At 39.4% G+C, this 25,110-nt stretch carries 18 protein-coding genes and 1 other annotated feature; of the genes, 2 read left to right on the top strand and 16 right to left on the bottom strand.

What is annotated here, in order from left to right:
- Positions 1-64: 64 nt before the first annotated feature.
- On the bottom strand, positions 65-2,719 hold the full coding sequence (locus BKP57_RS20020; protein WP_050352680.1) for a calcium-translocating P-type ATPase, SERCA-type: 2,655 nt from the start codon (positions 2,717-2,719) through the stop codon (positions 65-67).
- Positions 2,720-3,219: 500 nt separating this feature from the next.
- Here BKP57_RS20020 and BKP57_RS20015 point away from each other — a divergent pair, with 500 nt between their 5' ends.
- On the top strand, positions 3,220-4,929 hold the full coding sequence (locus tag BKP57_RS20015; RefSeq protein WP_050352679.1) for an Rqc2 family fibronectin-binding protein: 1,710 nt from the start codon (positions 3,220-3,222) through the stop codon (positions 4,927-4,929).
- Positions 4,930-5,131: 202 nt separating this feature from the next.
- Here BKP57_RS20015 and BKP57_RS20010 read toward each other — a convergent pair whose 3' ends face one another.
- Positions 5,132-5,551 carry an organic hydroperoxide resistance protein gene (locus BKP57_RS20010; RefSeq protein WP_050352678.1) on the bottom strand — a complete coding sequence of 140 codons (420 nt, stop codon included), beginning with the start codon at positions 5,549-5,551 and terminating at the stop codon, positions 5,132-5,134.
- A gap of 184 nt (positions 5,552-5,735) precedes the next feature.
- Positions 5,736-6,602 (bottom strand): LysR family transcriptional regulator, encoded by an 867-nt coding sequence (locus tag BKP57_RS20005; RefSeq protein WP_050352677.1) that lies wholly within the window; start codon positions 6,600-6,602, stop codon positions 5,736-5,738.
- Positions 6,603-6,834: 232 nt separating this feature from the next.
- Between BKP57_RS20005 and BKP57_RS20000 the strand changes: the two genes are divergently transcribed.
- Positions 6,835-7,599: a class I SAM-dependent methyltransferase gene (locus BKP57_RS20000; protein WP_232231255.1), complete on the top strand. Its 765-nt coding sequence runs from the start codon at positions 6,835-6,837 to the stop codon at positions 7,597-7,599.
- A 431-nt stretch (positions 7,600-8,030) separates the two neighbouring features.
- Here the strand turns inward: BKP57_RS20000 and pyrE are convergent, their stop codons facing one another.
- The 13 genes from pyrE to BKP57_RS19935 form a co-directional block, all read right to left on the bottom strand.
- Positions 8,031-8,645 (bottom strand): orotate phosphoribosyltransferase, encoded by a 615-nt coding sequence (gene pyrE / locus BKP57_RS19995; RefSeq protein WP_050352676.1) that lies wholly within the window; start codon positions 8,643-8,645, stop codon positions 8,031-8,033.
- Complete coding sequence (gene pyrF, locus BKP57_RS19990) at positions 8,632-9,342, bottom strand: orotidine-5'-phosphate decarboxylase (protein ID WP_050352675.1); 711 nt, start codon at positions 9,340-9,342, stop codon at positions 8,632-8,634. The genes pyrE and pyrF overlap by 14 nt, the downstream gene beginning before the upstream one ends.
- Entirely contained in the window at positions 9,342-10,250 is a 909-nt protein-coding gene (locus BKP57_RS19985) for a dihydroorotate dehydrogenase (protein ID WP_050352674.1), read from the bottom strand. Before BKP57_RS19985 ends, pyrF begins: the two co-directional genes overlap by 1 nt.
- On the bottom strand, positions 10,247-11,002 hold the full coding sequence (locus tag BKP57_RS19980; protein ID WP_050352673.1) for a dihydroorotate dehydrogenase electron transfer subunit: 756 nt from the start codon (positions 11,000-11,002) through the stop codon (positions 10,247-10,249). The genes BKP57_RS19985 and BKP57_RS19980 overlap by 4 nt, the downstream gene beginning before the upstream one ends.
- Positions 11,003-11,254: 252 nt before the next feature.
- The gene (carB, locus tag BKP57_RS19975) at positions 11,255-14,467 is read right to left on the bottom strand and encodes a carbamoyl-phosphate synthase large subunit (RefSeq protein ID WP_050352672.1); all 3,213 of its coding nucleotides are present in this window, start codon (positions 14,465-14,467) and stop codon (positions 11,255-11,257) included.
- On the bottom strand, positions 14,460-15,554 hold the full coding sequence (locus BKP57_RS19970; RefSeq protein WP_050352671.1) for a carbamoyl phosphate synthase small subunit: 1,095 nt from the start codon (positions 15,552-15,554) through the stop codon (positions 14,460-14,462). Before BKP57_RS19970 ends, carB begins: the two co-directional genes overlap by 8 nt.
- A complete protein-coding gene (locus BKP57_RS19965) occupies positions 15,554-16,831 on the bottom strand; it encodes a dihydroorotase (protein ID WP_072742233.1) in 1,278 nt (425 codons plus the stop codon). Before BKP57_RS19965 ends, BKP57_RS19970 begins: the two co-directional genes overlap by 1 nt.
- A complete protein-coding gene (locus BKP57_RS19960; protein ID WP_050352669.1) occupies positions 16,776-17,714 on the bottom strand; it encodes an aspartate carbamoyltransferase catalytic subunit in 939 nt (312 codons plus the stop codon). The genes BKP57_RS19965 and BKP57_RS19960 overlap by 56 nt, the downstream gene beginning before the upstream one ends.
- 625 nt (positions 17,715-18,339) lie before the next feature.
- Entirely contained in the window at positions 18,340-18,885 is a 546-nt protein-coding gene (gene pyrR / locus BKP57_RS19955) for a bifunctional pyr operon transcriptional regulator/uracil phosphoribosyltransferase PyrR (RefSeq protein ID WP_050352668.1), read from the bottom strand.
- 250 nt (positions 18,886-19,135) lie between these two features.
- Positions 19,136-20,047: an RluA family pseudouridine synthase gene (locus tag BKP57_RS19950; protein WP_050352667.1), complete on the bottom strand. Its 912-nt coding sequence runs from the start codon at positions 20,045-20,047 to the stop codon at positions 19,136-19,138.
- The gene (gene lspA / locus BKP57_RS19945) at positions 20,044-20,514 is read right to left on the bottom strand and encodes a signal peptidase II (protein ID WP_050353533.1); all 471 of its coding nucleotides are present in this window, start codon (positions 20,512-20,514) and stop codon (positions 20,044-20,046) included. Before lspA ends, BKP57_RS19950 begins: the two co-directional genes overlap by 4 nt.
- 837 nt (positions 20,515-21,351) lie before the next feature.
- Positions 21,352-24,108 carry an isoleucine--tRNA ligase gene (gene ileS, locus BKP57_RS19940; RefSeq protein ID WP_072742232.1) on the bottom strand — a complete coding sequence of 919 codons (2,757 nt, stop codon included), beginning with the start codon at positions 24,106-24,108 and terminating at the stop codon, positions 21,352-21,354.
- Between the two features lie 135 nt (positions 24,109-24,243).
- Positions 24,244-24,465, bottom strand: a binding site (T-box leader).
- A 128-nt stretch (positions 24,466-24,593) separates the two neighbouring features.
- Positions 24,594-25,097, bottom strand: a complete 504-nt coding sequence (locus BKP57_RS19935) for a DivIVA domain-containing protein (RefSeq protein WP_050352665.1) — start codon at positions 25,095-25,097, stop codon at positions 24,594-24,596.
- Positions 25,098-25,110: the final 13 nt, after the last annotated feature.

Here is a 25,110-nt window from a genome sequence, read left to right as displayed (position 1 = left end):
TCTTTTCTTACACGCAAAATGAGCGTGTCCTCTAATCAGAAGGCACGCTCTTTTGAACCAATCATTACTTTTTAGTAAAGCCAAATAAAACAGTAGGTATAGCACTTAATGCCAAAACTAACATCCAGTCTCGCAAACTTAGCGATACAGTATGGAAAATTGGCTGCAATGGCTGCCAATAAATGACAACTAATAACAATAGGAGAGAAGAGAGAACAGCTAAAACAAGATAGATATTTTCAAACGGGTTTCTAGCAAATATAGAATGTTCACTCCGACAATCAAATACGTGAATTAACTGTGCCATTACTAAAGTTGTAAAAGCAATGGTCTGAGCATATACCAAGTGTTCAGGGTCGTTTTGGTACGTGATAATAAACCCGATTAAGGTGACAATTCCTATAACGATTCCTCTGCTAATGATTTTATAGCCAAGTCCACGAGCAAAGACTCCCTCATGTATACTCCTCGGACGCTTTTTCATTACATCTCCTTCTGCCTTATCCATACCTAATGCCATGGCAGGTAAACCGTCCGTTACAAGATTAACCCATAAAATTTGCACTGGCACAAGCGGCAACGGTAATGAAAGCAACATGGCAAACAACATAACTAGAATTTCTCCAACATTTGAAGCTAACAAGTAGCGAATAAATTTTCGGATATTCTCGTAAATGTTTCTCCCTTCTTCAATAGCTGCTTTTATCGTCGCGAAATTATCGTCCATTAATATAAGCGATGATGCTTCTTTGGTTACATCCGTTCCACTTTGTCCCATACTAATACCAATATTACTTGCTTTTATTGCTGGCGCATCATTTACTCCATCTCCAGTCATCGCTACAACATGTCCCTTTTCTTGAAAAGCATGAACGATTCTTAATTTGTGTTCTGGTGTAACGCGCGCGAAGACGTAAACGTCCTCGATGACAGCTTCCAATTCCTGCTGGGACATTTTATTCATTTGGTACCCTTCCAATACATTACCGTCTTCAGGCATTAACTCTAAATTTAGTGCGATCGCCCTTGCTGTCTTAGCATGATCACCAGTGATCATCACTGTTTTTATACCAGCACTTCGGCATTCTTGAACAGCCTTTTTCACTTCCTTCCGAGGAGGATCCATCATGCCATAAACGCCGATAAAGGTGAGATCTTTTTCTAAGGCAGGCGATTCTATATGATCATCTTTATTTATTGGTTTAACCGCAATCGCTAGCGTTCGTAACGCCTTGTCTGCCATCTGATTAATTTCTTGTTCGATAGTTGCTTGATTTTTTGCTTTTAAAAGCTGTTTTCCTTCCTCATCTAACATATATGTCGATCGAGGTAATAATATGTCTGGAGCACCTTTCGTAATTAAAAATCGGCGTTGTTGTTTGTCCTCAACAATGACACTCATCCGTTTGCGATCCGAATCAAATGGAAATTCCTTGATAATTCGATATGCTTCTTTCTCTTCATCACTAAGTCCAAACTTTCTTGCAGCAATTAGCAGCGCTCCGTCCGTCGGGTTACCGTCAATCACATATTTTCCTTTCTTTTTAACGAGCGAGGAGTGATTACAAAGCAAGCCGTATAAAAGCATCGTTCTTAAATGCGGATAGCTGTTTTCTACCTTTTGATCATGGAGAAAAAAATTCCCTTGTAATTCATATCCATCACCAGTGACATAAAGCTGTTTTCCATTGATTAGCAATTCTTTTACTGTCATCTTATTCTCAGTCATCGTACCTGTCTTGTCCGAACAAATGACGGAAGCACAACCTAACGTTTCGACTGCTGACAATTTGCGGACAATTGCTTTCTTTCTTATCATGCGTTGTACACCAAGAGATAAAGCAACCGTCACAATAGCTGGTAATCCTTCAGGAATAGCAGCAACAGCAAGTGATACACCTGCTAAAAACATCGTATAGACAGGCTGACCTTGTACAACACCTAATACAACAACAAGCGCCGTTAAAAGTAAAGCGATGACAATTAAAATTTTCCCTAATTCAGCAAGCTTGCGTTCTAGTGGCGTCATCACTTTTTTTGTATTTGCCATCAAGGAAGCGATTTGTCCCATCACTGTTTGCATACCAGTACCTACAACGATACCCATTCCAGTTCCCCGCGTTACCAATGTTCCCATAAATCCCATATTGACTTGATCCTGAGCGTCGAGTGCAGCACGCTGAATGGCTTGAGTATGTTTTGAAACTGGTAGCGACTCTCCGGTTAATGCCGACTCTTCTGTTTCCAAACTATCCGCACGGACAATTCGAATATCTGCAGGAATACGGTCACCACTTGAAATCCGGACAATATCTCCAACAACCACTTGCCTGGATGGAATTCTTTCCCATTTCTTATTACGTAGTACATAGGCCATTGGAGCAGATAGCTCTTTGAGCTTATCGAGTGATTTCTCTGCTTTTTGCTCTTGAAAAAAGCCAATACACCCATTTACGAGTACAATAACCATAATTGCGATTGCATCTATATACTCTCCTAAAAGACCAGCAACTAAGGTAGCTGCTAAAAGAACGAGCACCATAAAATCTTGAAATTGTTTTAGAAAAATCAACCACTTAGATGCTTTTTTTTGCGCCTGTAAAGCATTTTCTCCATATTGCTTACGTCTTTTTTCAACTTGCTTGTCTGATAATCCGCGATTGGTCGTAACGTGCAACTGCTTCTCTACATCTTCCACCTCAAGTTGATACCATTTCATAGTGCATTCCTCCACATTCTCTCCTTATAACAATTTACCTTTGTTCATTGTTTGATTTTCTTAGCAGCTTGCGTACTTAAGACTACACATCTATCTTGCAATTAAAAATTCTGGCAAGTAAAACCTTTCACTTCTTTCTTTTGTCCCGCATATAAGATGCTGTAAGACTCCACTTCAGGAGTTGGGTAATCTAAGTCTAAGTGGGAGATAACAGCACCTAAATGCCTTGTTTCGTAAGCGGCCTTTAAGTCATGCCATTACGGTACGAACCATCAGTAGAGGATGTGTGAAAATCTCCATTGATTGAACATTCGATTTATTTAGTAAGAAAGAACAATTTTTGCCAGCAATTTTTAAAAATCCATGAGCGAAAAAAGAGTCTACATAATGACTAGGAAAATTGGAAGTATCATTTTCAGTACTCTTTTGCACAACCTCTTTAAAGATATGTATGCAGACTTGTACACAAAAATGCTATAATTGCCAATGAGGTGATTCAGATGCCATTTGACGGTATAGTAACACATGCAGTAACAGAAGAACTGAAAACAGAATTAACATCTGGTAAAATAAATAAGATTTATCAACCAACAGAAACGGAAGTATTGTTTACGATTCGTAATCACGGAAAGAATGTCGTTTTATTATTTTCGATTCATCCTACCTATTCCCGTATACACCTGACAAACGAAACGTTTCAAAATCCGAAAGAACCACCAATGTTTTGTATGGTGTTACGCAAATATTTGTCTGGGGCAGTCATTGAGAAGATAGAGCAGCAAGGCATGGAACGCATTGTACAGTTTACGATTCAATCGAGAAATGAAATTGGGGACGTGACAGAGAAAAAATTAATGATGGAGATTATGGGCAGGCATAGTAATCTGCTACTTGTGGATAGCGAGCAGGGTTATATTATTGATAGTTTAAAGCATGTTTCCAGCTGGCAAAATCGTCATCGGACCATCTTGCCAGGACAGGCTTATCAACTACCACCTGAACAAGATAAATTGGATCCTTTAGCAACTGATCCTGAGCATCTAATTAAAAAACTAGACTTTAATGCAGGGAAATTGGACGCACAAATTGTAAACCATGTTACTGGCTTTTCGCCTGTAGTTGCGAAAGAGATTGTTTATCGCGCCAATCTAGGTACTCCTGAAAAATACATGCATGTATTTGCTGAATTACAAAAGCAATTACTGGAACAAGAATTTACTCCGACGATTTATCAAAATAAAAGAGAAGATTTTCATGTACTCCAACTGACACATTTACACGGAGAGAAATACTCATTTCCTTCTGTGAATGACATGATTGATCAATTTTATGCTGGGAAAGCTGAAAGAGATCGGGTGAAACAGCAAGCAAAGGATTTATATCGTTTTTTAAAAAACGAACGGGATAAAAATAAACGGAAGTTAAAAAAGCATGAGCAAACAATGCAAAAAGCGCAACAAAAAGAGCATTATCAGAAAGCCGGTGAATTGCTAACAGCACATTTACATTTAGTATCAGCTGGAGACAAGCAAGTAACCGTGACGGACTATTATGATCCAGAGCAAAGTGAAATAACGATTGATTTAGATCCGCTGAAAACGCCCAGTGAGAATGCACAAGCTTACTTTAAAACATATCAGAAATTAAAAACATCGGAGCAAAAAGTAACAGAAGAAATTCAAAAAACGGAGCAGGAAATGGAATACTTGGAGCAATTGTTGCAGCAAATCGATACGGCAAGTACACAGGATATTGAAGAGATTCGCGAAGAACTTCGGGAAGAGGGTTATTTGAAAAGACAAAAAGCAACCAAGAAAAAGAAACCGAAATCGTCAAAGCCTATGCCAGAACAATACACTGCTTCTGACGGAACGATATTATTGGTCGGTAAAAACAATAAACAGAATGAATATGTAACGATGAAATTAGCTGCCCGTGATGATGTTTGGCTCCATGCAAAAGATATTCCTGGATCACACGTCGTCATCCGTTCCAAAGAACCATCCGAAGACACTCTATTAGAAGCAGCTCAATTAGCAGCATATTTTAGTAAATCACGCCAGTCTTCTTCTGTACCGGTAGATTACACAAAAATCCGCCACGTAAAAAAACCAAACGGTGCTAAACCTGGTTTTGTAACGTATGACAATCAAAAGACGGTTTTTGTCACCCCGAGTGATCAATTGATTAAAAAATTAAAGTCCAAGTAAGATACTTATTCGTATCTTACTTGGACTGAGCCTTTTCATCATAGGATACCATGCTCGTCTGGTCACAATTTTAATGGGCACTGAAAACGATAAAAACTTAAATGCTACTACATACAAGTGAAGGTTTAAGCAAATTCCTCTCTACGTTGCAGCAGATAAAATCGTATTCTTGTAAAGAACACCTTTTTCAGTGGCCTTAAAATTATACGGCTTCAGGCTTCAATTGCACGTCAATATTTCCTCTAGTCGCCTTTGAATAAGGACATACTTGATGAGCTTTTTTAACCAAATCCTCGGCTTCATTTTGGTCAACGCCCTTTATTTTCACCAAAAGCTCTACGCTAATTTTAAAGCCATTGTCTTCAGGGTCATTAAGGAAGCTTACAGCAGCTGTCGTTAACGAATCAATTTCTTTTTTATATTTCGAAGCCACTAAATTTAATGCTCCATCAAAGCAAGATGCATAGGCTGCTGCAAAAAGCTGTTCGGGATTAGATCCTTTATCCTCCTTATTCGTTGCAGGGTTTACGAGCTTTACATCAATCAAGCCATCTTCTGATTTCACATGCCCATCACGTCCATTTTTTGCTGTAGCCTTTGATGTAAAAATAACGTTTGCCATCATTCATCTCTCCTTCTAAATGCTATTCAAATGCTCAAAAAGTAGTTTGATGGTTTGACTCAAGTTGCCTGTCTTTTCTATCGACAAGTTTCAAATCGGTTTTCCGCTGTTCAAAATACAACAAAACTAAACTTTTTGAACTCGTATTAGTAATATTCCTTCTTGGTTTCGCTTTTAAACCTCACTATTCTTGTGTAGCTAAAAATGCCACCAATTCATTAATGAAATGATCGACCTGTGGCAGCGCGCGAACGCCCTCCTGAAAGCAAACCCATGTTTGTCTTGATACAGCTTTTCCATTTAATCGCAGCGGCAAATTTGGGTATTCTTCCTGCATAGCGTCAGAAACACTTTCAGGTAGAACGGCCATGCCTAAACCTTGTTTCATCAGTTGTTTACACGTCTCAATTTGGTCAACAGTCATTGTTTTGATTGGTTTAATTTTATCCTGATGTACATACAACCAATTATCTACTAGTTCATGCATACTATCATCAGAACTAAAAGCAATAAGCGGTCGTTCTTTGATTGAATTAGCTGGAAATTCCTCTGTATCAAAAATATATAATGGATCATCAAATAAACGAATGCATGTCGTTTCTTTCAGCTTTTCCCCGCGAATAATACATACGTGATAATCTTTATGATTTCGTTTTATATCCTCACTAATTCCTGTTACTAGATCAATAGCAATCTTAGGAAACTTTGTGGTAAAGTTTCCTAATAGGGCTGGTAGGAAGCGTTGGGAAATTAACGAGGAACAAGCGATGGATAACGTTCCTTGTACTTCATCACTTGATATAGCTAATTGGTTTTTTAGCTCTTTTTCTCTTTCTATTACGCTAGCAGCATGCTTTAAGATGATTTCCCCTTCAGGAGTGGGGATGAGTTTTTTCGGTGTCCGAATAAATACAGCATGCCCAAAATACTCTTCCATATATTTTAACCGCTGTGTCACAGCAGGTTGCGATATTAAGACTGCTTTTGCAGTGCCCCTAATTGTTCCGACCTCCTGTAATTTTAGTAGTAACTTGTAATCGTCTATTTTCATTTCATTCCCATCCTCTTACTTATATTTCCACCTGTCTTGATGTACAGAAAATATTAAAACTATAATTGATAAGAATTACTTATCATTTAACATTATAATTTACTATTTTACTTATAACATTACATGGTATAGGATTAAACTGCAAGCTAAATAAAAGCAATGAATGGAACCAAAGCAAGGTTTTGTCTCATCTCTACAGAAATTAAAATAAACCCTTACAGGAGGGAACATTATGTTGGAAAAAGAATTAGTTAAAAAGACGTTTGCTAAAAATCCGCAAAACTACTTGACAAGCAGCACGCATGCTAAGGGCATTGAGCCACATATCATCGAAAATTGGCTACAGCCGTCTAAAACTATGGACACATTGGATATAGCTACGGGGGGAGGACACGTTGCTAGACAGCTTTCTCCTTATGTACGTACCGTATACGCAACAGATTTAACGAAAGAAATGCTTGCAAATACAAAGCATCATTTACAAGCATTTACTAATCTTGTATATATTCTTGCAGACGCTGAACAGTTGCCGTTTTTAAATGATTCCTTCGACCTTGTAACATGTCGGATCGCCGCCCATCATTTCCCACAACCCGAGCAGTTCATCCGTGAAGTGAAACGAGTAATGAAGCCTGATGGGAAATTTCTTTTTATCGACAATGTCGTCCCAAATATAAAAGCGTACGAAGCATTTATGAACCAAGTAGAGAAAATGCGCGATGAAAGTCATGTCAAATATCTATCAATAATCGAGTGGAAACGTCTTTTACAACAATATGGGTTAGTAATACGCCAGCAACAAGTGAATAAAAAAATATTAACTGTAAGCGATTGGTTAGACCGTACCTTAGATACCGAAGCTGAAAAAAAACGCGTAGCTTACTTTCTATTACAGGCAAATGAAAAATTAACCGCCTATTATCAAATTGAAAAAAACGCTGAAAAACCGCAGCAGTTTTCTATCGATGAGTGGATGGCTTTAGTGGAGCATGAATAATAAACAGCATCTACAAAGCTGATTTTGTCTCATCAAAGACAAAATCAACTGTTGAATATTTAATAATAAAGTAAATCTTCATACAGTAGTGGCTTTCATTCATCTCCTACTAATTGTTAGTACCTTAATGGTAAAACCTAAAGGTTGCTTACGAAACAGGGCATTTAGGTGCTGTTATCTCCTACTTAGACTTGTTACAGTATAGTTTTTATCCAACTCCTGAAGTGGAGTCTTACAGCACCTTATATCGGGACGAACCTTTAAAATGAAAATGCCCCCAATCTGCAAAGGTCATTTTGACTAAACCAAACCAACAGACTAGGGGCTACTAACAGGCAGCTTAACCGCCTATGAAGTATATGTAGAAAGGATGGCAAGGCAAGGGGAAAGCTACTGTTATAAAAGCATATACGATACTTGCTTATTCCTTTTTAAAGCTGGTCTCTCCATGCCAGTAGCTGCTTACTATCTATTTGATTTATCTTTCCATCTGTTTCTAACACTTGAATTAAACTATCAAATCCAGTAATGACAGCATATTGGAATCCTGCTTCACGAAAAGCAGTCTCTGCTTTACGAAGTCCGTATGTAAAGATGGCAAGAACTCCTAATACTTCCACCCCAGCTTTTTGCAAGGCTTGAGCTGATTCAATCGCTGAGCCTCCTGTCGAAATGAGGTCCTCAACCACGATGACCTTTTGACCTTGCTTCACTTCTCCCTCGATTTGATTCTCTTTACCATGCGCTTTTGGTTTGGAACGAACATAAACCATTGGCAAGCCAAGTGCATCTGCTAACCAAGCCGCATGCGGTATACCTGCGGTAGCGCAGCCCGCAATACAGTCAACTTCAAGTTGCTGTTCATTTATATGATGTATAAATGCTTGGGTTATTTTTTGACGTACATTTGGGTGTGATATCGTTAAACGATTATCACAGTAGATGGGAGATTGAATTCCCGACGTCCACTTAAAATATCCTTCCGTTTTAATCTGTACTGCTTTAATTTGTAGTAAATCACGAATAATATCTTCAGTCGTTGCCATTTTTCCACTCTCCTTTAATTTGTTCGTACGCTTCTTTTGGAGAAGCAGCTTGGGTGACCGTTCTGCCTACAACAATCACACTGGAACCATGTTGTTTCGCATACTCCGGGGTGGCGATACGTTTTTGATCGTCTCCTTGAGCATTTGCCAATCGAATACCAGGCGTGACCGTTAAGAAAGAGGAGCCACATGCATCTTTCACAGCATTCGCTTCATAAACCGAGCACACTACCCCATCGGCACCATTTTGTTGCGCAGCCTTGGCTAAATGAATGACATTACTAGCTAATGAACCTGGTAATCTTAAATCCTGTACCATATTTGCTTGATCCATAGACGTTAAAATCGTAACCGCCAACAATTTAGTATGATGATGAACATTCCCTTCCATTAAGCCTTGTTTTGCCGCTTGAACCATCTCACCACCACCTAATGCATGCACATTGACCATATCTACTTCTAATTGCGCTAAATTTCTCATCGCATGTTTTACGGTTGTAGGAATATCATGTAGCTTTAAATCTAGAAAGATGGAATGGTCATTTTTTTTCAGCTTTTCTATTAATGCAGGACCTTCTCTGTAAAATAATTCCATCCCTACCTTTACTGGAATACCAGTTAGATTATGCTTCAATAAAAACTGATTCGTTGTGTTCCAGTCTGGAAAATCCAAAGCGAGATAAATTGGTGCCCCCATTAAACAATCCCCTTTCCAATAGCCTCTTCAACGGAGTTAAAACCGTACTGCTCCAATGTATATGGTAATTGCTCAATAATTTCTTTACACACATACGGATTTTGGAAATTAGCTGTACCAACAGCGACAGCACTTGCTCCTGCTAACAAGAACTCGAGTACATCCTCTGCTTGCATAACGCCCCCCATCCCAATAATTGGAATCGAGACATGTTGTTTTACTTCATATATCATTCGGATAGCTATCGGTTTAATAGCTGGACCAGATAGACCTCCTGTTCGATTCGCGATTACCGGCTTTCTTGAAGCAAGATTCATTTGCATACCTGTTAACGTATTAATCATAGACAGACCATCCGCGCCTGCTTTCTCCACTGCTTTTGCCATCTCAACAATATCTGAAACATTTGGCGATAACTTAACATAGACAGGGAGATTCGTAGCTTCTTTTACAGCCTCGGTCACCTTTTGAGCCATTTGCGGATTTGTGCCAAATTGAATGCCGCCTTCTTTTACATTTGGGCATGATATATTTAATTCCAGTGCCGAAACTTGATCTGTTTGCTGAAACGCTTTTGCAACCTGCCTATATTCTTCAATCGTACTTCCAGCAATATTAGCAATAACCGGAACTGAAAATGAAGCTAGAAATGGAACCTCTGTCGTAATAATTTTTTCCACACCTGGATTTTGTAAACCAATGGCATTGAGCATGCCCGCACTTGTTTCCGCCACGCGAGGTGTAGGGTTTCCAAACCGAGCTTGTAGCGTCGCTGCTTTCATAATTACTGCTCCTAGTACATGAAGGTCATAAAATTTACTGTACTCCCTGCCAAATCCAAAGCATCCCGAAGCTGGCATAATTGGATTTTTTAATGATAACCCAGGCAGTTCTACTGCTATATTCATCCTAAATGCACCTCCTCTGCTGTAAAGACAGGACCATCCTGACATATTTTTTTGTATCCACCACGATCATCTGTTGGAATTACACATGCAAAACAAGCACCTATACCGCAGCCCATACGTTCTTCTAAGGATAAATAACCAGGTATAGTGCTCCACCGTTCTTTTACTGCCTTTAACATTGGAAGTGGTCCACAGGAATAATACCGATCAATGATTGGAAGCATCTCATCAGACACATTGGTTACATATCCTTTTTCGCCATATGTGCCATCATTCGTTACGACAATTGTATTCCCAAGTTCACGGAATTTCTCCTCATAAAATACATGTTCTTTTGATTGAAATCCTAGGATAGCTGTTACGACTGTACCTTGCTCGGTTAATTTTTTTGCCAGGTAGTACAGTGGAGGCACTCCAATGCCTCCCCCTACAAGTAAAATCGAAGCCTGTGTAGTATTATCAAGCAGAAACCCATTTCCGTTTGGTCCTAACACGTCAATTTTATCGCCAACGTCATACATGGATAGTTTTCTAGTTCCTTCTCCGAGAATTTTAAATAAAATGGTTATCGTATTTTTAGAAGCATCGACATTCGCGATCGAAATTGGTCGTCTCAGCATATGCCCTTGAACATGTATATGTAAAAATTGTCCAGGAACTGTTACCTGACTAATACTTTCATTTTCGAGTACCATTTCGACTGTATCACGGGCAATTTTTTGTTTTGATATGATCCTTAATTCTTGCTGCATTAGATTACCACCTTTTTTGAAAGATAGGAAAGTATAAAATTTGTTGCTTTGGGATAAGGGAATAACTGAATAGCCACGTCCGGCTTCAGCGCCCAGCAACTAAGCGACTTTAGAAATGCGCCCTACGATAAGGCATCATCGGTTCGCGGCAAAGAGGAAGGCCGACTAAAACCGGGCTTGCCGCTCAGGCGTCGGCATACCCCTGTTTTTAGTGGCATGATTCCTTTATCTTTAGTTGATTCGTTCCATTCGCTACGTTGCTAAACGGGCGCCCTGCGCCTTTGTTCGTTCAATTGGTTTTGCTTGAAATGTCATTGAATCAATAATGTGCAAGATTGCATTTGCTGTATCTAAATTGGTTAAACAAGCAATACCGTGTTCAACAGATTCTCTGCGAATCCGAAAACCATCGGAACGTGGTTGTTTTCCTGATGTTAATGTATTGATGACATATTGCACTTCACCATTTTCAATGACAGAAAGGACATTTGGCTGTTTAGATCCGATCTTCCCAACTTTCGTCACTGGTATCTGTGCCCGGTGGATATAGTCGGCAGTTCCTTCTGTTGCATACAGTTGATAACCTAATTGATGGAAGCGCTGAGCAATATCAAGCATTTCGTCTTTATCTTTATCTGCAACGGTTAATAACACACTACCTTGTTGTGGTAGTTTAATTCCAGAAGCAATCAATCCTTTATATAATGCTTTTTCTAATGTTTTATCATAGCCGATTGCTTCACCGGTTGATTTCATTTCTGGTCCTAAGATAGTATCTACACTACGCAGCTTCTCAAAGGAAAAGACAGGTACTTTCACTGCTACTTGGTCACTTTCTGGCAGGATGCCTGTTTGGTAACCCAAATCGGATAGTCTTTCACCGAGAATACATTTTGTCGCCAAATTTGCCATGATTACGCCGGTAATTTTGCTTAAAAATGGGATCGTACGACTTGCTCTTGGATTTACTTCAAGTACATACACATGATCATCACTTACAATAAATTGAATATTGATTAAGCCTTTCACTTGTAAAGCATGAGATATCTTCGTAGCGGCGTGTAAGCATTGATCTTTGACGGATTGACTGAGTCGCTGCGGCGGATATACGGCGATGGAATCCCCAGAGTGAACGCCAGCTCGTTCAATATGCTCCATGATTCCAGGGATAATGACCGTTTCACCGTCACTAATAGCATCCACTTCTACTTCCAATCCAGTAACATATTTATCAATTAAAATCGGATGTTTGTCATTTATATGTTCCGTTTTAGCCAGATAGGCTGTAAGCTCTGCTTCATTATAGACGATTTCCATTCTAGCTCCACCAATGACGTAGGACGGACGAACAAGCACAGGATAGCCAATCGCCTCTGCCACTTCTTTCGCACGTTCCATTTTCATCACTGTTTTTCCTTTCGGGCGCAATAAATGCAACTGGTCGACAAGCAGTTCAAATTTATCCCTGTCCTCCGCTTGATCAATGGCATGTAAGTTTGTTCCTAGTATGGCTACACCACGTCGCTCTAATCCGGCAGCCAGGTTGATTGCAGTTTGCCCGCCAAATTGTACAATAACCCCTTCCGGCTGCTCTAAATCGATCACATGCATCACATCTTCTAATGTAAGAGGCTCAAAATAGAGCTTGTCTGATATACTAAAATCAGTTGACACTGTTTCTGGGTTATTATTCATGATGATGGCTTCATAACCCATTTCTTTTAGTGCCAATACGGAGTGTACCGTAGCATAATCAAATTCGATTCCTTGCCCAATCCGGATGGGACCTGAGCCAAGAACTAGCACTTTTTTACGTAGACTTGCAATGGATTCATTCTCTTCCTCATACGTACTGTAAAAATACGGTGTTGCCGAGGCGAATTCTGCTGCACAAGTATCAACCATTTTATATACTGGCACAATTTCATGCTGCTTACGCATGGTATATACGTCATCTTCTGTTATTTTCCATAAGCGAGCGATATGTGCATCTGAAAATCCGCGTTCTTTCGCTTGTCTTAGCACGTCTGGCGAATTTGGCTGCTCCGTTAGTGCTTGCTCTAATACCATTAATTGTTGCAACTTCACTAAGAAAAATCGATCTATTTTTGTTATTTGGAAAATCTCTTCTACCGTCATTTTCCTTCTAAGAGCTTCCGCTAAAACGAAAATCCGCTCATCGTCCGCTTTTTTCAGTCGCGTTTTCAGAGTCTCTTCATCTAAATACGTTAAGCTTTCCAACCATAATTGGTCGGTATCAATATCCAAGGAACGAATTCCTTTTAATAACGATTCTTCAAAATTTCTGCCTATCGCCATGATTTCTCCAGTTGCTTTCATCTGCGTTCCGAGATTCCGATCTCCTGTCGTAAATTTATCAAATGGGAATCGCGGGATTTTCGTTACTACATAATCGAGCGCTGGTTCAAAGCATGCATATGTTTTTCCAGTAATAGGGTTTATGATCTCATCAAGCGTTAAACCAACGGCAATTTTCGCTGCCATTTTTGCAATTGGGTAACCCGTTGCTTTTGATGCCAATGCAGATGAACGACTTACCCGCGGGTTAACTTCAATAATGTAATATTGAAAACTGTCTGGGTCTAAAGCGAGTTGAACGTTGCACCCACCTTCTATTTCTAATGCGCGAATAATTTTTAAAGACGCGTTGCGCAGTAACTGATATTCACGGTCACTTAACGTTTGTGAAGGTGCAACGACGAGTGAATCACCAGTATGAATGCCAACAGGGTCTATATTTTCCATATTACACACGACAATTGCTTGATCATTTTTATCCCGCATTACTTCATATTCTATCTCTTTGAAGCCAGCAATATTTTTTTCGATTAAGCATTGATGAACGGGAGAAAGAGTTAGACCATTTTGTGTAACCGTCATTAATTCTTCTTTTGTATTACACATTCCTCCGCCTGTTCCACCAAGCGTATATGCCGGACGAACGATTACCGGGTAACCTATTTCATCTGCAAATGCACAAGCTTCATCTACGGTGTGAACGATTTGGCTCGCTGGAACAGGTTCATTTAATGCATGCATTAAATCTCTGAATTTCTCCCGATCCTCTGCTTTTTGGATGGCTTCCAAGGAAGTGCCTAATAAAGTTACATTATATTCGGCTAATATCCCCGTTTGATCTAAGGCAACTGCTAAATTTAATCCCGTTTGTCCGCCTAGTGTTGGCAGTAATGCATCTGGTTTTTCCATGCGAATGATTTTCGTTAAAAATTCAACCGTTAATGGTTCCATATACACTTTGTCTGCTACCGTATGGTCAGTCATAATGGTTGCGGGGTTAGAGTTAGCTAATATAACAGTATAGCCTTCTTCTCGTAACGCTTGACACGCTTGCGTTCCCGAATAATCAAATTCAGCTGCCTGCCCTATCACAATCGGCCCTGATCCAATTACTAAAATTTTGGAAATCGACTCATTTTTAGGCATATACTTCATCCTCCTTGGCCCCTTGCTCTGTCATGGTTAAAAATGTATCAAACAAGTGATTCGTATCTTCTGGTCCGGGTGAACTTTCCGGATGGTATTGAACTGAAAAAGCAGCATGACGTTTATGTTGTATCCCTTCAACGGTGCCATCATTTAATGCTACTTGCGTTAATTGCAAGTCTGTTTTTGCAAGTGAAGCTTGTTGTACGGCGTAACTATGATTTTGCGATGTTATGTAGGTTTTATTCGTAAGTAAATCTTTCACCGGATGATTTGACCCGCGATGACCAAATGCCATTTTTTCTGTATCCGCTCCACAAGCTAAAGCGAGCAGTTGATGACCGAGACAAATTCCAAAGATAGGCAGCTTCCCAATCACTTGTTGAATCATGGCAATTGTCTCCGGCACATCTTTAGGGTTTCCTGGTCCATTCGTGAGCAATAAACCATCAGCTTTTAGACGAAGTATGTCTTCTGCACTATAATTATAAGGAACTACTGTGATGTGACAGTTGCGTTTTGTTAATTCACGTAGGATTCCATGTTTCATTCCACAATCGACAACGACAATTCGATTTCCTCTTCCTGGTACTACATAAGGCTTTAAGGTCGATGTTTTTCTTACCTGATCTTTCGGTAGCTTTGTTTTCCTTAATTGCCGTACAATTTGTTCATAAGGAATCGCGCTATCAGCTATTGCAGCTTTCATCGTTCCTTGTAAACGAATGATTTTCGTAAGCTTTCTCGTGTCAACTCCCGATATTCCAGGAATTTGGTTCGCCTTTAAATAGTCGTTCAATGTTTCTTCACTTCGGAAATTAGAAGGATATGCTGCAACTTCCTTGACAATAAACCCATGAATAAACGGAGTTACTGTTTCTACGTCGTCACGATTAATTCCGTAATTACCAGCGAGCGGGTAAGTCATCATGACGATTTGCCCACAATAGGAGGGGTCCGTAATAATTTCCTGATACCCGGTCATACCTGTGTTGAATACTACTTCACCAATTGCTTCCTGTTCACTGCCAAACCCTTCACCGATAAATACCGTTCCATCCTCTAATACTAACTGACGTTTCCCCATTATTTTTCCCCCTCATATACGATCTTTCCTGCTACCATCGTTAACGTTGGTGCAGCTTGTGCACTCCATCCATGGAAAGGTGTATTTTTTCCTTTAGAATAGAGAGCGTTTTTATCTATCGTTATCGATTTTTGCAAATCAATCAATGTGATATCAGCTATAGAACCTTCTAGTAACGTCCCATAAGGAAGACCAAATGTTGCTGCTGGTTTTGAAGCCATCCAAGCAATTAATTGCTGCAAGGTCACTTTCTCCGTTAAGACAAGATGCGTATAAAGTAAGGAAAATGCATGCTCTAAACCTACAATCCCAAACGGAGCATGTAACATCCCCTGTTCCTTTTCATGTGCAGCATGTGGTGCATGATCGGTGGCAATAAAATCAATCGTACCGTCTAACAATCCAGCTAACAGCGCCTCCTGATCTTCTTTTGCGCGTAATGGCGGGTTCATCTTAAAATTGGTATCGACCGTCGTAATATCAGATTCATTGAGTAGTAGATGATGTGGCGTTACTTCTGCCGTAACATGAATACCAGCTTTTTTAGCATCTCGAATTACCCGAACAGATTCTTTCGTGCTTACATGGCAAACATGATAATGACATCCTGTAGCTTCAGCTAATAACACATCTCTAGCAATTTGTACGGACTCTGCAAGCGAAGGAATTCCCGGTACATTCAAGCGTTCACTCACTTCACCATCATGGACAACACCCCCATATACAATGGAGTTGTCTTCGCAGTGGGCAACAATTGCTTTATTATACGCTTTTGCAAGCTTCATTGCTTGAAGCATTTGGTTAGCCGTTTGGATACCAACCCCATCATCGGTAAACGCAAAAATATCTGTCTGGGCTAATGCAGGTATATCGGTTAGCTCTTTTCCTTGTAGCTGTTTCGTTATCGCAGCATAAGGGAAAACACGAATTACCGCGTCATTGTCAATTTTTTGGTGTAACGCCTGTACAATCGCTACCGTGTCCGGTACAGGATTTGTATTGGGCATCGCACACACAGTAGTATAGCCGCCTCGAGCTGCTGCTTTTGTACCTGTAAGAATCGTTTCCTTATGTTCACCGCCAGGTTCCCGTAAATGAATATGAACATCAATGAACCCTGGAACTGCTAATTGCTCGTTACCCTCTATTTCTCTATCCGCTTGCTCTTTAATCACTGGTGCTAGTTTAGTAATCTTATCATTTTCGATTAAAATATCGTGCTTAACTAACTCCCCCGTAGGTAAAAGGTGGTTGATATTTTTGATCAACTGTTTCATGGATAGACCCCCATTCTTTTAGTACACTACTCATAATTGCCATTCTTGCATAAACACCGTTATTCATTTGCTTAAAAATTCGCGATCGATTACACTCAACCAAATCCGTATCGATTTCGACATTTCGATTAATTGGTGCTGGATGAAGAATAATTGCTTGTGGCTGCATGCATTTTTCTCGTTGCTTCGTTAAACCGTATTTGTCTAAATAGCTTGTTGTTTGATCGTAAGCTACTTCATGTCTTTCGTGTTGAATACGCAATAACATTAGCGTATCCGCTATTTCTACCGCTTCGTCCATAGATATATAAGGAAACGGAAGCGAGCGATCTTTACATCCTTCAGCTGCTGTTAAATACACATGTGCCCCCATTTTTTGTAATGTGTATGCATTCGACTTCGCTACACGGCTGTGTGAAATATCACCTGCAATGACAACGTTTATACCTTTAAACTTCTGAAACTCCTGATAAATGGTTAGTAAATCTAACAAGCATTGGGTTGGATGTTCTTTTTTTCCTGCCCCTGCATTAATGATTGGAATTGATAAGTTGCCTTCCAGTTTTTCTATCCAGCAATCATCTCGATGTCGGATTACTAACATGTTAGCGCCAATAGCCTCAAAAGTTTTGGCTGTGTCATATAGCGATTCACCCTTTTTGGTACTGGAAAATTCTTCATTAAAATCAAGCACATCAAGTCCTAGTTTGCGTTGGGCAACGATAAAACTCATTTTTGTACGTGTGCTTGGTTCAAAGAATAAATTCGCTGCAAACAGTTGCTCGCTTAGAATAAAGGCCTGCTCACGGTAATGCTCTGCTAATTGTAACAGCTCCATGATCTCTCGTTTCGTCCAGTCGTTTAAAGAAATAAAATGTCGCATCGTTTCTTCTTTCACTCCTTTTAATAATATTTCAAGCAAACTACATGTTTATCAGGCATAACAAAGGCGCGGGGCGCCCGTTTAGCAACGTCAGCGAATGAAACGAATCAACTAAAGATAAAGTGAACCTTCCATCAGCGGGGTTTTCTTCATCCCCGCTGATTGTTAGTACCACCAGGGTATGACCTAAAGGCCCTTGAACGAATCGGGGATTTAGGTACTGTTACCTCCCGCTTCGACTTGTTTAGCACACATCTTCCATTCTTGAAGTGGGAGTCTACAACGCCTTTTTACGGGATAAAGGAATCATGCCACTAAAACAGGGGTATGCCGGCAAGCCCGTTTTTAGTCGGCCTTCCTCTTAGGTGACAAACCGATGAGGCCTTATCGTAGAGCGCATTTCTAAAGTCGCATCGTTGCTGGGCGCTTGCGCGGACGTGACTAGTCGGTTGTTTCGTTATCCACAAGCATCTAAGTTTATAGTTGCCTATTACAATGAAAAAACCTCTTTGCTAAAAGGTCGCAAAGAGGTAGACGTGTGGTATGTATACACGTATATCTGGGCAACCTTTCAGATCTCTCGTACCTGATTAAAGGTTTTGTATGAAGTTTTGTTTATCGTTCATTATTTTTCATAAATAGAAACGGTATCTTCTGTTCCATCAATTTCTTCAAGTTTTACCATAACAATTTCTTTTTCAGAAGTTGGTATATTCTTGCCAACATAATCAGCACGTATCGGAAGCTCTCGATGTCCTCGGTCAACCAGAACACCTAATTGAATTTGGGCGGGTCTTCCGATATCCATAACCGCATCCATCGCCGCACGAACAGTTCTTCCTGTATAAAGAACATCATCAACTAGTACAACTTTTTTACCATTAATATCAGTGGCAATATGTGTTGCTTTTAAATCCGGATCTTCCCCTTCATTCGCTTTATCCAAGTCATCTCGATACAGTGTAATATCCAGGTCACCAATGGGGACAACCATATTTTCAATTTGGTTAATCTTCGCTTGTAAGCGTTTTGAGATTGGTACACCACGAGTTTTTATCCCGACTAGCACCAAATCTTCTCCACCTTTATTTTTTTCTAATATTTCATGGGCAATTCTGGTTAATGCTCGATTAATTGCTGATGCATCAAGTAAGTCTACTTTTTTCTTCATCTTTATCACCGTCCCATTTTTGAATTTCTTTGACTTAAGTAAGCTATTACCATTGCGTTCGCGGTTTGGAGACTTGACTCTACTCCTGAAGGATATTTATTGTTTGCATACGAAAAAGCCCTTTTATCCATGAGGAAAAAGGGCATACTGTTCGATACATAATTCCGTAACCTTTTCAGCCTCACTGGACTATGATTAAAGGAGCTTATTTTGTTCTTCCATGCAATTATGACAAACTCGTTCTCATTTGTCAATACAATTTTTGGATATAGGCAAGCAATTCTTGGAAATACGCTGGTAAATCCGTCGAAAAATGCATCGGTTGCTTTGATATTGGATGGTAAAACCGTAATTCTTTTGCATGTAATACTTGACCATTAGCTTGTAATGTTTTTCTTGGACCATATTTTGGATCTCCGACAATAGGGTAACCGATATATTTCATATGGACACGAATCTGATGGGTTCTTCCTGTCTCTAATTGACATTCTACATGGGAATAATCCGGATAAGCACGAAGTACACGGAAGTGAGTAATAGCTTCCTTGCCATTTTCGACAACACTCATTTTTTGTCTATCTTTTGGATCTCTACCAATCGGAGCTTCAATCATTCCTTTTTCATGTGCTATTTCGCCATGCACAAGTGCCTGATACGTACGCTTCATCGTTTTTTGCACTAGCTGCTCTGCTAATTGTTGATGTGCCTCGTCATGCTTTGCAACAACAAGCAAACCACTTGTATCCTTATCAAGCCGATGAACAATTCCTGGCCTTTCTACACCATTAATACCCGATAAATCTGTACAGTGGTAAAGCAACGCATGTACTAAAGTTCCATGCTGATGACCAGCAGAAGGATGAACTACCATCCCTTTTGGTTTATTAACGACTAAAATATCTTTATCTTCATAAACAATGTCTAAAGCAATAGCCTCTGGAACCAAGGATAAAGGTTCCGCTTTAGGAATAATCCACTCAATAAGATCCCCTTGCTGGCATTTATAATTTGCCTTTACCGGTTTGCCGTTTACAGTTACATAAGCATCTGTAATCCATGATTGTACCCTGGAGCGGGATATCTCTCTATTTTGATCAGCTAAAAGTTTATCAATTCGACTTTTATGATCTTCTTCACGTACGATATATTTATTCTTCGTCATGTTGACATTTTCCCTTTCCTTCGTTCATCAATAAACATGGTAATAATGATGAGAAAAACCCCTACAACTAAACTGGAATCCGCTACATTAAAGATTGGGAAATCATAACCAAAGATAATAAAATCAAAAAAATCGACAACTTCTTTACGAAACACACGGTCAATAAAATTACCGACAGCTCCACCCAATACAAAACTTAATGCAAGGCCTAACAGTTTACTATCTTTCGCATATGCTTGTATGTAATAAACTACGACGGCTACAACAATGACAGTCACAATATAGAAAAAGGTCATTTGCCCTTCTAATATCCCCCAAGCAGCACCTGTATTACGGTGAGAAGTTATATAGAAAAAATTCTCTATTATCGTAAGCCGTTCTCCTAGTTCCAGCTTTGTTACAATCAGCCATTTACTCGCCTGGTCGAGCGCAATTATTAATAGTGCAATGATGTAATACCAATACATTCTTTTTCCTCCGCAATTTTGTTTAAACACTTTATTTTTAATGGTAAACGTTACAAGCAAAAATAGCAATTCATTTTCGTCTGTACAATGATGTCCTCCTCAAACCTTATAAGAAAAAAAGGGCTGGCGTCTCCGTTCACTTCCATAAGCATTGGTTAATATTCAACCATTGTCACTGCTGAAGAAGTGGATCGATCTATAAGAAGCAAAGTTAAGAACAGATGCCTATGAATACGAATTTACAATTTCAAACTTTAGAAAAACTTGGCTTGTCGCCAAGTCTTATGGCGGAAGCCTTTGTTTTTCTTATACTATAAACCAAAAAAATCTTATACTTTCCTATAGTGGAACAAAGGCGCGGGGCGCCCGTTTAGCAACGTAAGCGAATGAAACGAATCAACTAAAGATAAAGTGAACCTTCAATCAGGGGTTTTCTTTATCCCCGCTGATTGTTAGTACCACCAGGGTATGACCTAAAGGCCCTTGAACGAATCGGGGATTTAGGTGCTGTTACCTCCCGCTTCGACTTGTTCAGCTCACATCTTCCATTCTTGAAGTGGGAGTCTACAACGCCTTTTTACGGGATAAAGGAATCACGCCACTAAAATTGGGGTATGCCGACGTCTGGGCGGCAAGCCCGTTTTTAGTCGGCCTTCCTCTTAGAGACGAACCGATGAGGACTTATCGGAGGGCGCATTTCTAAAGTCGCATCGTTGCTGGGCTCATGCGCCGAGCGTGGCTATGCAGTTATTTCGTTATCCCCAAGCACCTCATTTTATGCTTTCTTATGTTAGTAAAAAAGGTTAAACCCCGGTTGGGAATTTAACCTTTATTTCATTACATTGATTTATGTTGCTTAACAACTGCAGCACACCGTGAACAAAGGGTCGGATGTTCGTCATCATCACCAACTGTATTGGAAGCAACCCAGCAGCGTTCGCATTTTTCACCAGGATGTTTTTCCACTTGTACATCCACATACGTATACTGCTTTGTATCATCGCTTTCTTCAACTACATTTACTTCTGAAACAATGAGATACTGATGAAGATGTTTCATTGCCTCTAACATGTTTTGAGTTTGCGTATCTTTTGGAACAATCGTTAATTTAGCTTCCAATGATTTTCCAATGACTTTTTCATTCCGTGCTTCTTCCAATGCTTTTAATACATCATCACGAATAAGCATAAATCGATCCCAATTTTTAGCTACATCATCCCAAGACTTCATCGCTTTAGGGTCTGGCATATCGGTTAATTGAACCCATTCCGCCTCCGCTTCAGGAATATACTCCCACACTTCTTCAGCAGTATGTGGAATAATCGGCGTCAACAATTTAACAATAGCTGTCAACACTTCATAATAGCCTGTTTGAATACTTCTTCTGCGTTTGTTATCGGCCGCTTCAATATAAAGAATATCTTTTGCGAAATCCAAGTAAAATGAACTTAAATCAACAGCACAAAAATTATGGATTTGGTGGAAAATCGGTGAAAACTCATAATTATCATAGGATTCCCTGACATCGGCAACTAATTTCTTCAACCGATGAAGCATATATTGGTCAACCTCTTCTAATTCTTCATAAGGTATACGGTCTGTTGACGGTTTAAAATCGCTAATGTTAGCAAGCATAAATCGAATCGTATTACGAATTTTACGGTATGCTTCGGAAATTTGTTTCAAGATATGATCCGAAATACGAACATCAGCTTGATAGTCTACGGAAGATACCCATAAACGTAAAATATCAGCACCAAGCTGCTTTTGTACTTTAGCAGGCTGGATGACATTACCTAGAGATTTACTCATTTTTCTTCCGTCACCATCAAGTGCAAAACCATGACTGATGACCGCTTTATATGGTGATTTTCCTGTCACTGCAACGGAAGTAGACAAAGAAGAATTAAACCAGCCACGGTACTGGTCACTTCCTTCTAAATAAATGTCTGCAGGGCGGTAATGGTCTTCTCTTCCAACTAATACTGCTTCATGGGAGGAACCAGAATCAAACCACACATCCATAATATCCAATTCCTTTGTAAAAATACCGTTTGGACTATGCTCAGAGGTAAATCCTTCTGGTAACAAATCCTTTGCTTCCCATTCAAACCAAATATTCGATCCATGCTGTTTGAACAATTCAGATACATGATGAATGGTTTCGTCTGTAATAATTGGCGTACGATCCTCACCATAAAAAACTGGGATTGGGACGCCCCATGTGCGTTGTCTGGAAATACACCAATCTTCACGATCTCTTACCATATTATATAATCTTGTTTCTCCCCATTGCGGATACCATTGAACATTTTTAATCTCTTCTAAAATGGTCTGACGAAAATCCTTAATCGAAGCAAACCATTGTGACGTAGCTCGGAAAATAGTTGGTTTTTTCGTGCGCCAATCATGTGGATAAGAATGGGTAATAAATTGTAATTTTAACAATGCGCCCGCTTCTTCTAGTTTTTCCGTAATCACTTTATTCGCTTTATCATAGAAAAGTCCAGTAAAACCTGGTGCTTCATCTGTAAATACACCTTTTTCATCAACAGGACATAATACGTCAATACCATAACGTTTTGATACATAGAAGTCATCTTCCCCATGTCCAGGAGCGGTATGAACGCAGCCCGTACCAGCATCCGTGGTGACATGATCACCAAGCATCACTAGCGAAGAACGATCATAGAATGGGTGCTTCGTTAAAATATGTTCTGCTTGTTCTCCGCGGAACGTTTTTTCCACTTGATAATCTTTCCACTCTAATACTTCAGCTACAGCTTCCAACAGCGCATGTGCGATAACGTATTTTTCTTCGTTCACTGCTACAACAACATATTCTAATTCAGGATGTATGCTGATTCCTAAGTTAGCAGGAATAGTCCAAGGTGTTGTTGTCCAAATAATCAATTTATTACCTTCATCTAACAAGCCTTTACCATCGATTACTTCAAAAGCAACGTAAATAGATGGAGATCGCTTATCCTGATATTCAATTTCAGCTTCAGCCAAAGCTGATTCTGAAGATGGAGACCAGTAAACTGGCTTGAGCCCTTTATAAATATAACCCTTTTTAGCCATTTCTCCGAATACTTTTACTTGTGCTGCTTCATATTCTTTCGTTAAGGTAATATATGGATTGTTCCAATCACCTCGAATGCCTAATGTTTTAAATTGTTCACGTTGATTATCTAATTGCTTTAAAGCATATTCTTCACATAGCTTGCGAAACTCAGCGATGCTCAGCTCTTTACGATTGATCTTTTTCTTCTTTGTCAGTGCTGTTTCGATTGGCAAACCATGCGTATCCCATCCGGGAACATATGGAGCATAGTAACCGCTCATTGATTTGTATCGAATAATAAAATCCTTTAAGATTTTATTTAATGCATGACCAATATGTAAATCTCCATTTGCATATGGTGGTCCATCATGCAGTATGAACTGGGGACGCCCCTTTGTTCGTTCCAAGCTTTTTTCGTATAGATGATTTTCTTCCCATTCTGCTTGTCGTTCTGGCTCTTTATTTGGTAAATTACCACGCATAGGAAATGCGGTTTTTGGCATTAACAAAGTATCCTTGTATTCCATTTTTATTTCCTCCTTCGAGATTTTCACGCTTATCCAAACATACATATCAATCGGTCAGGTAATCAGCATCGCATATATATGCGATTACGTGGTAAACGGTTATCTATTTATATACAAAAAAATCCTCTCTATCCCTCAAGGGACGAGAAGACTCGCGGTACCACCCTTATAAATATGGGAAACTGCCATATTCACTCGATATCCATAACGGGAATAAACCGGTCATTATTATTACTACTATTTCATAATGACAACTCAAGAGTGATTTTCTAAAAGCTAACTGCATCAGGCTCTCACCACGTCCTGACTCGCTAAACCAGCCTCTTGCTTTTATACTCTCTCCTTCAATGCTTTCTCTTTATTCACTTTTAAGACGGAATATCTATCGAATTAACATTGATACAAAATAATTTAGATCTCATACAATCGAATCAAAAACATATCTGTGTATGAATTATATGTAAAAATTACGTGACCGTCAAGATTTACGTTTCACTTTCTTCCAATTCCAGCTCTTCACCTAACTCCGTATCAAACAACTGATCCCAGTCATCTGTTTTAATCATATCAAGTTGTGCCTCAACAAGCATTTTAAGACGCGTGCGGAAAACCTTTGCTTGCTTTTTCATTTCTTCTAAGTCCATGGAAATGCGACGAGACTTAGTTAAGGCCTCATTAATAATACGATCCGCATTTTTCTCTGCTTCCTTAATGATCAGCTTCGACTCTTTAGAAGCATTCCCTTTTAATTCTTCAGCCGTTTCTTGTGCAATCAAAATAGATTTATTAAGGGTCTCCTCAATATTAGTAAAATGTCCCAGCTTTTGATTTAATTGTTCCACTTGCTCTTGAAGATCTTTTTTTTCGCGAATGACCATTTCGTAATCTTTGATTACTTGATCAAGAAATTCGTTTACTTCATCTTCATCATAACCTTTCCATTTTCTAGTAAATTCTTTATTGTGAATATCCAATGGTGTTAATGGCACAATTGCCACCTCC

It is taken from the genome of Virgibacillus sp. 6R, assembly GCF_001895305.1.
GTDB classification, from domain to species: domain Bacteria; phylum Bacillota; class Bacilli; order Bacillales; family Amphibacillaceae; genus Virgibacillus; species Virgibacillus pantothenticus.
This window is presented reverse-complemented; position numbering and strand designations above follow the sequence as displayed.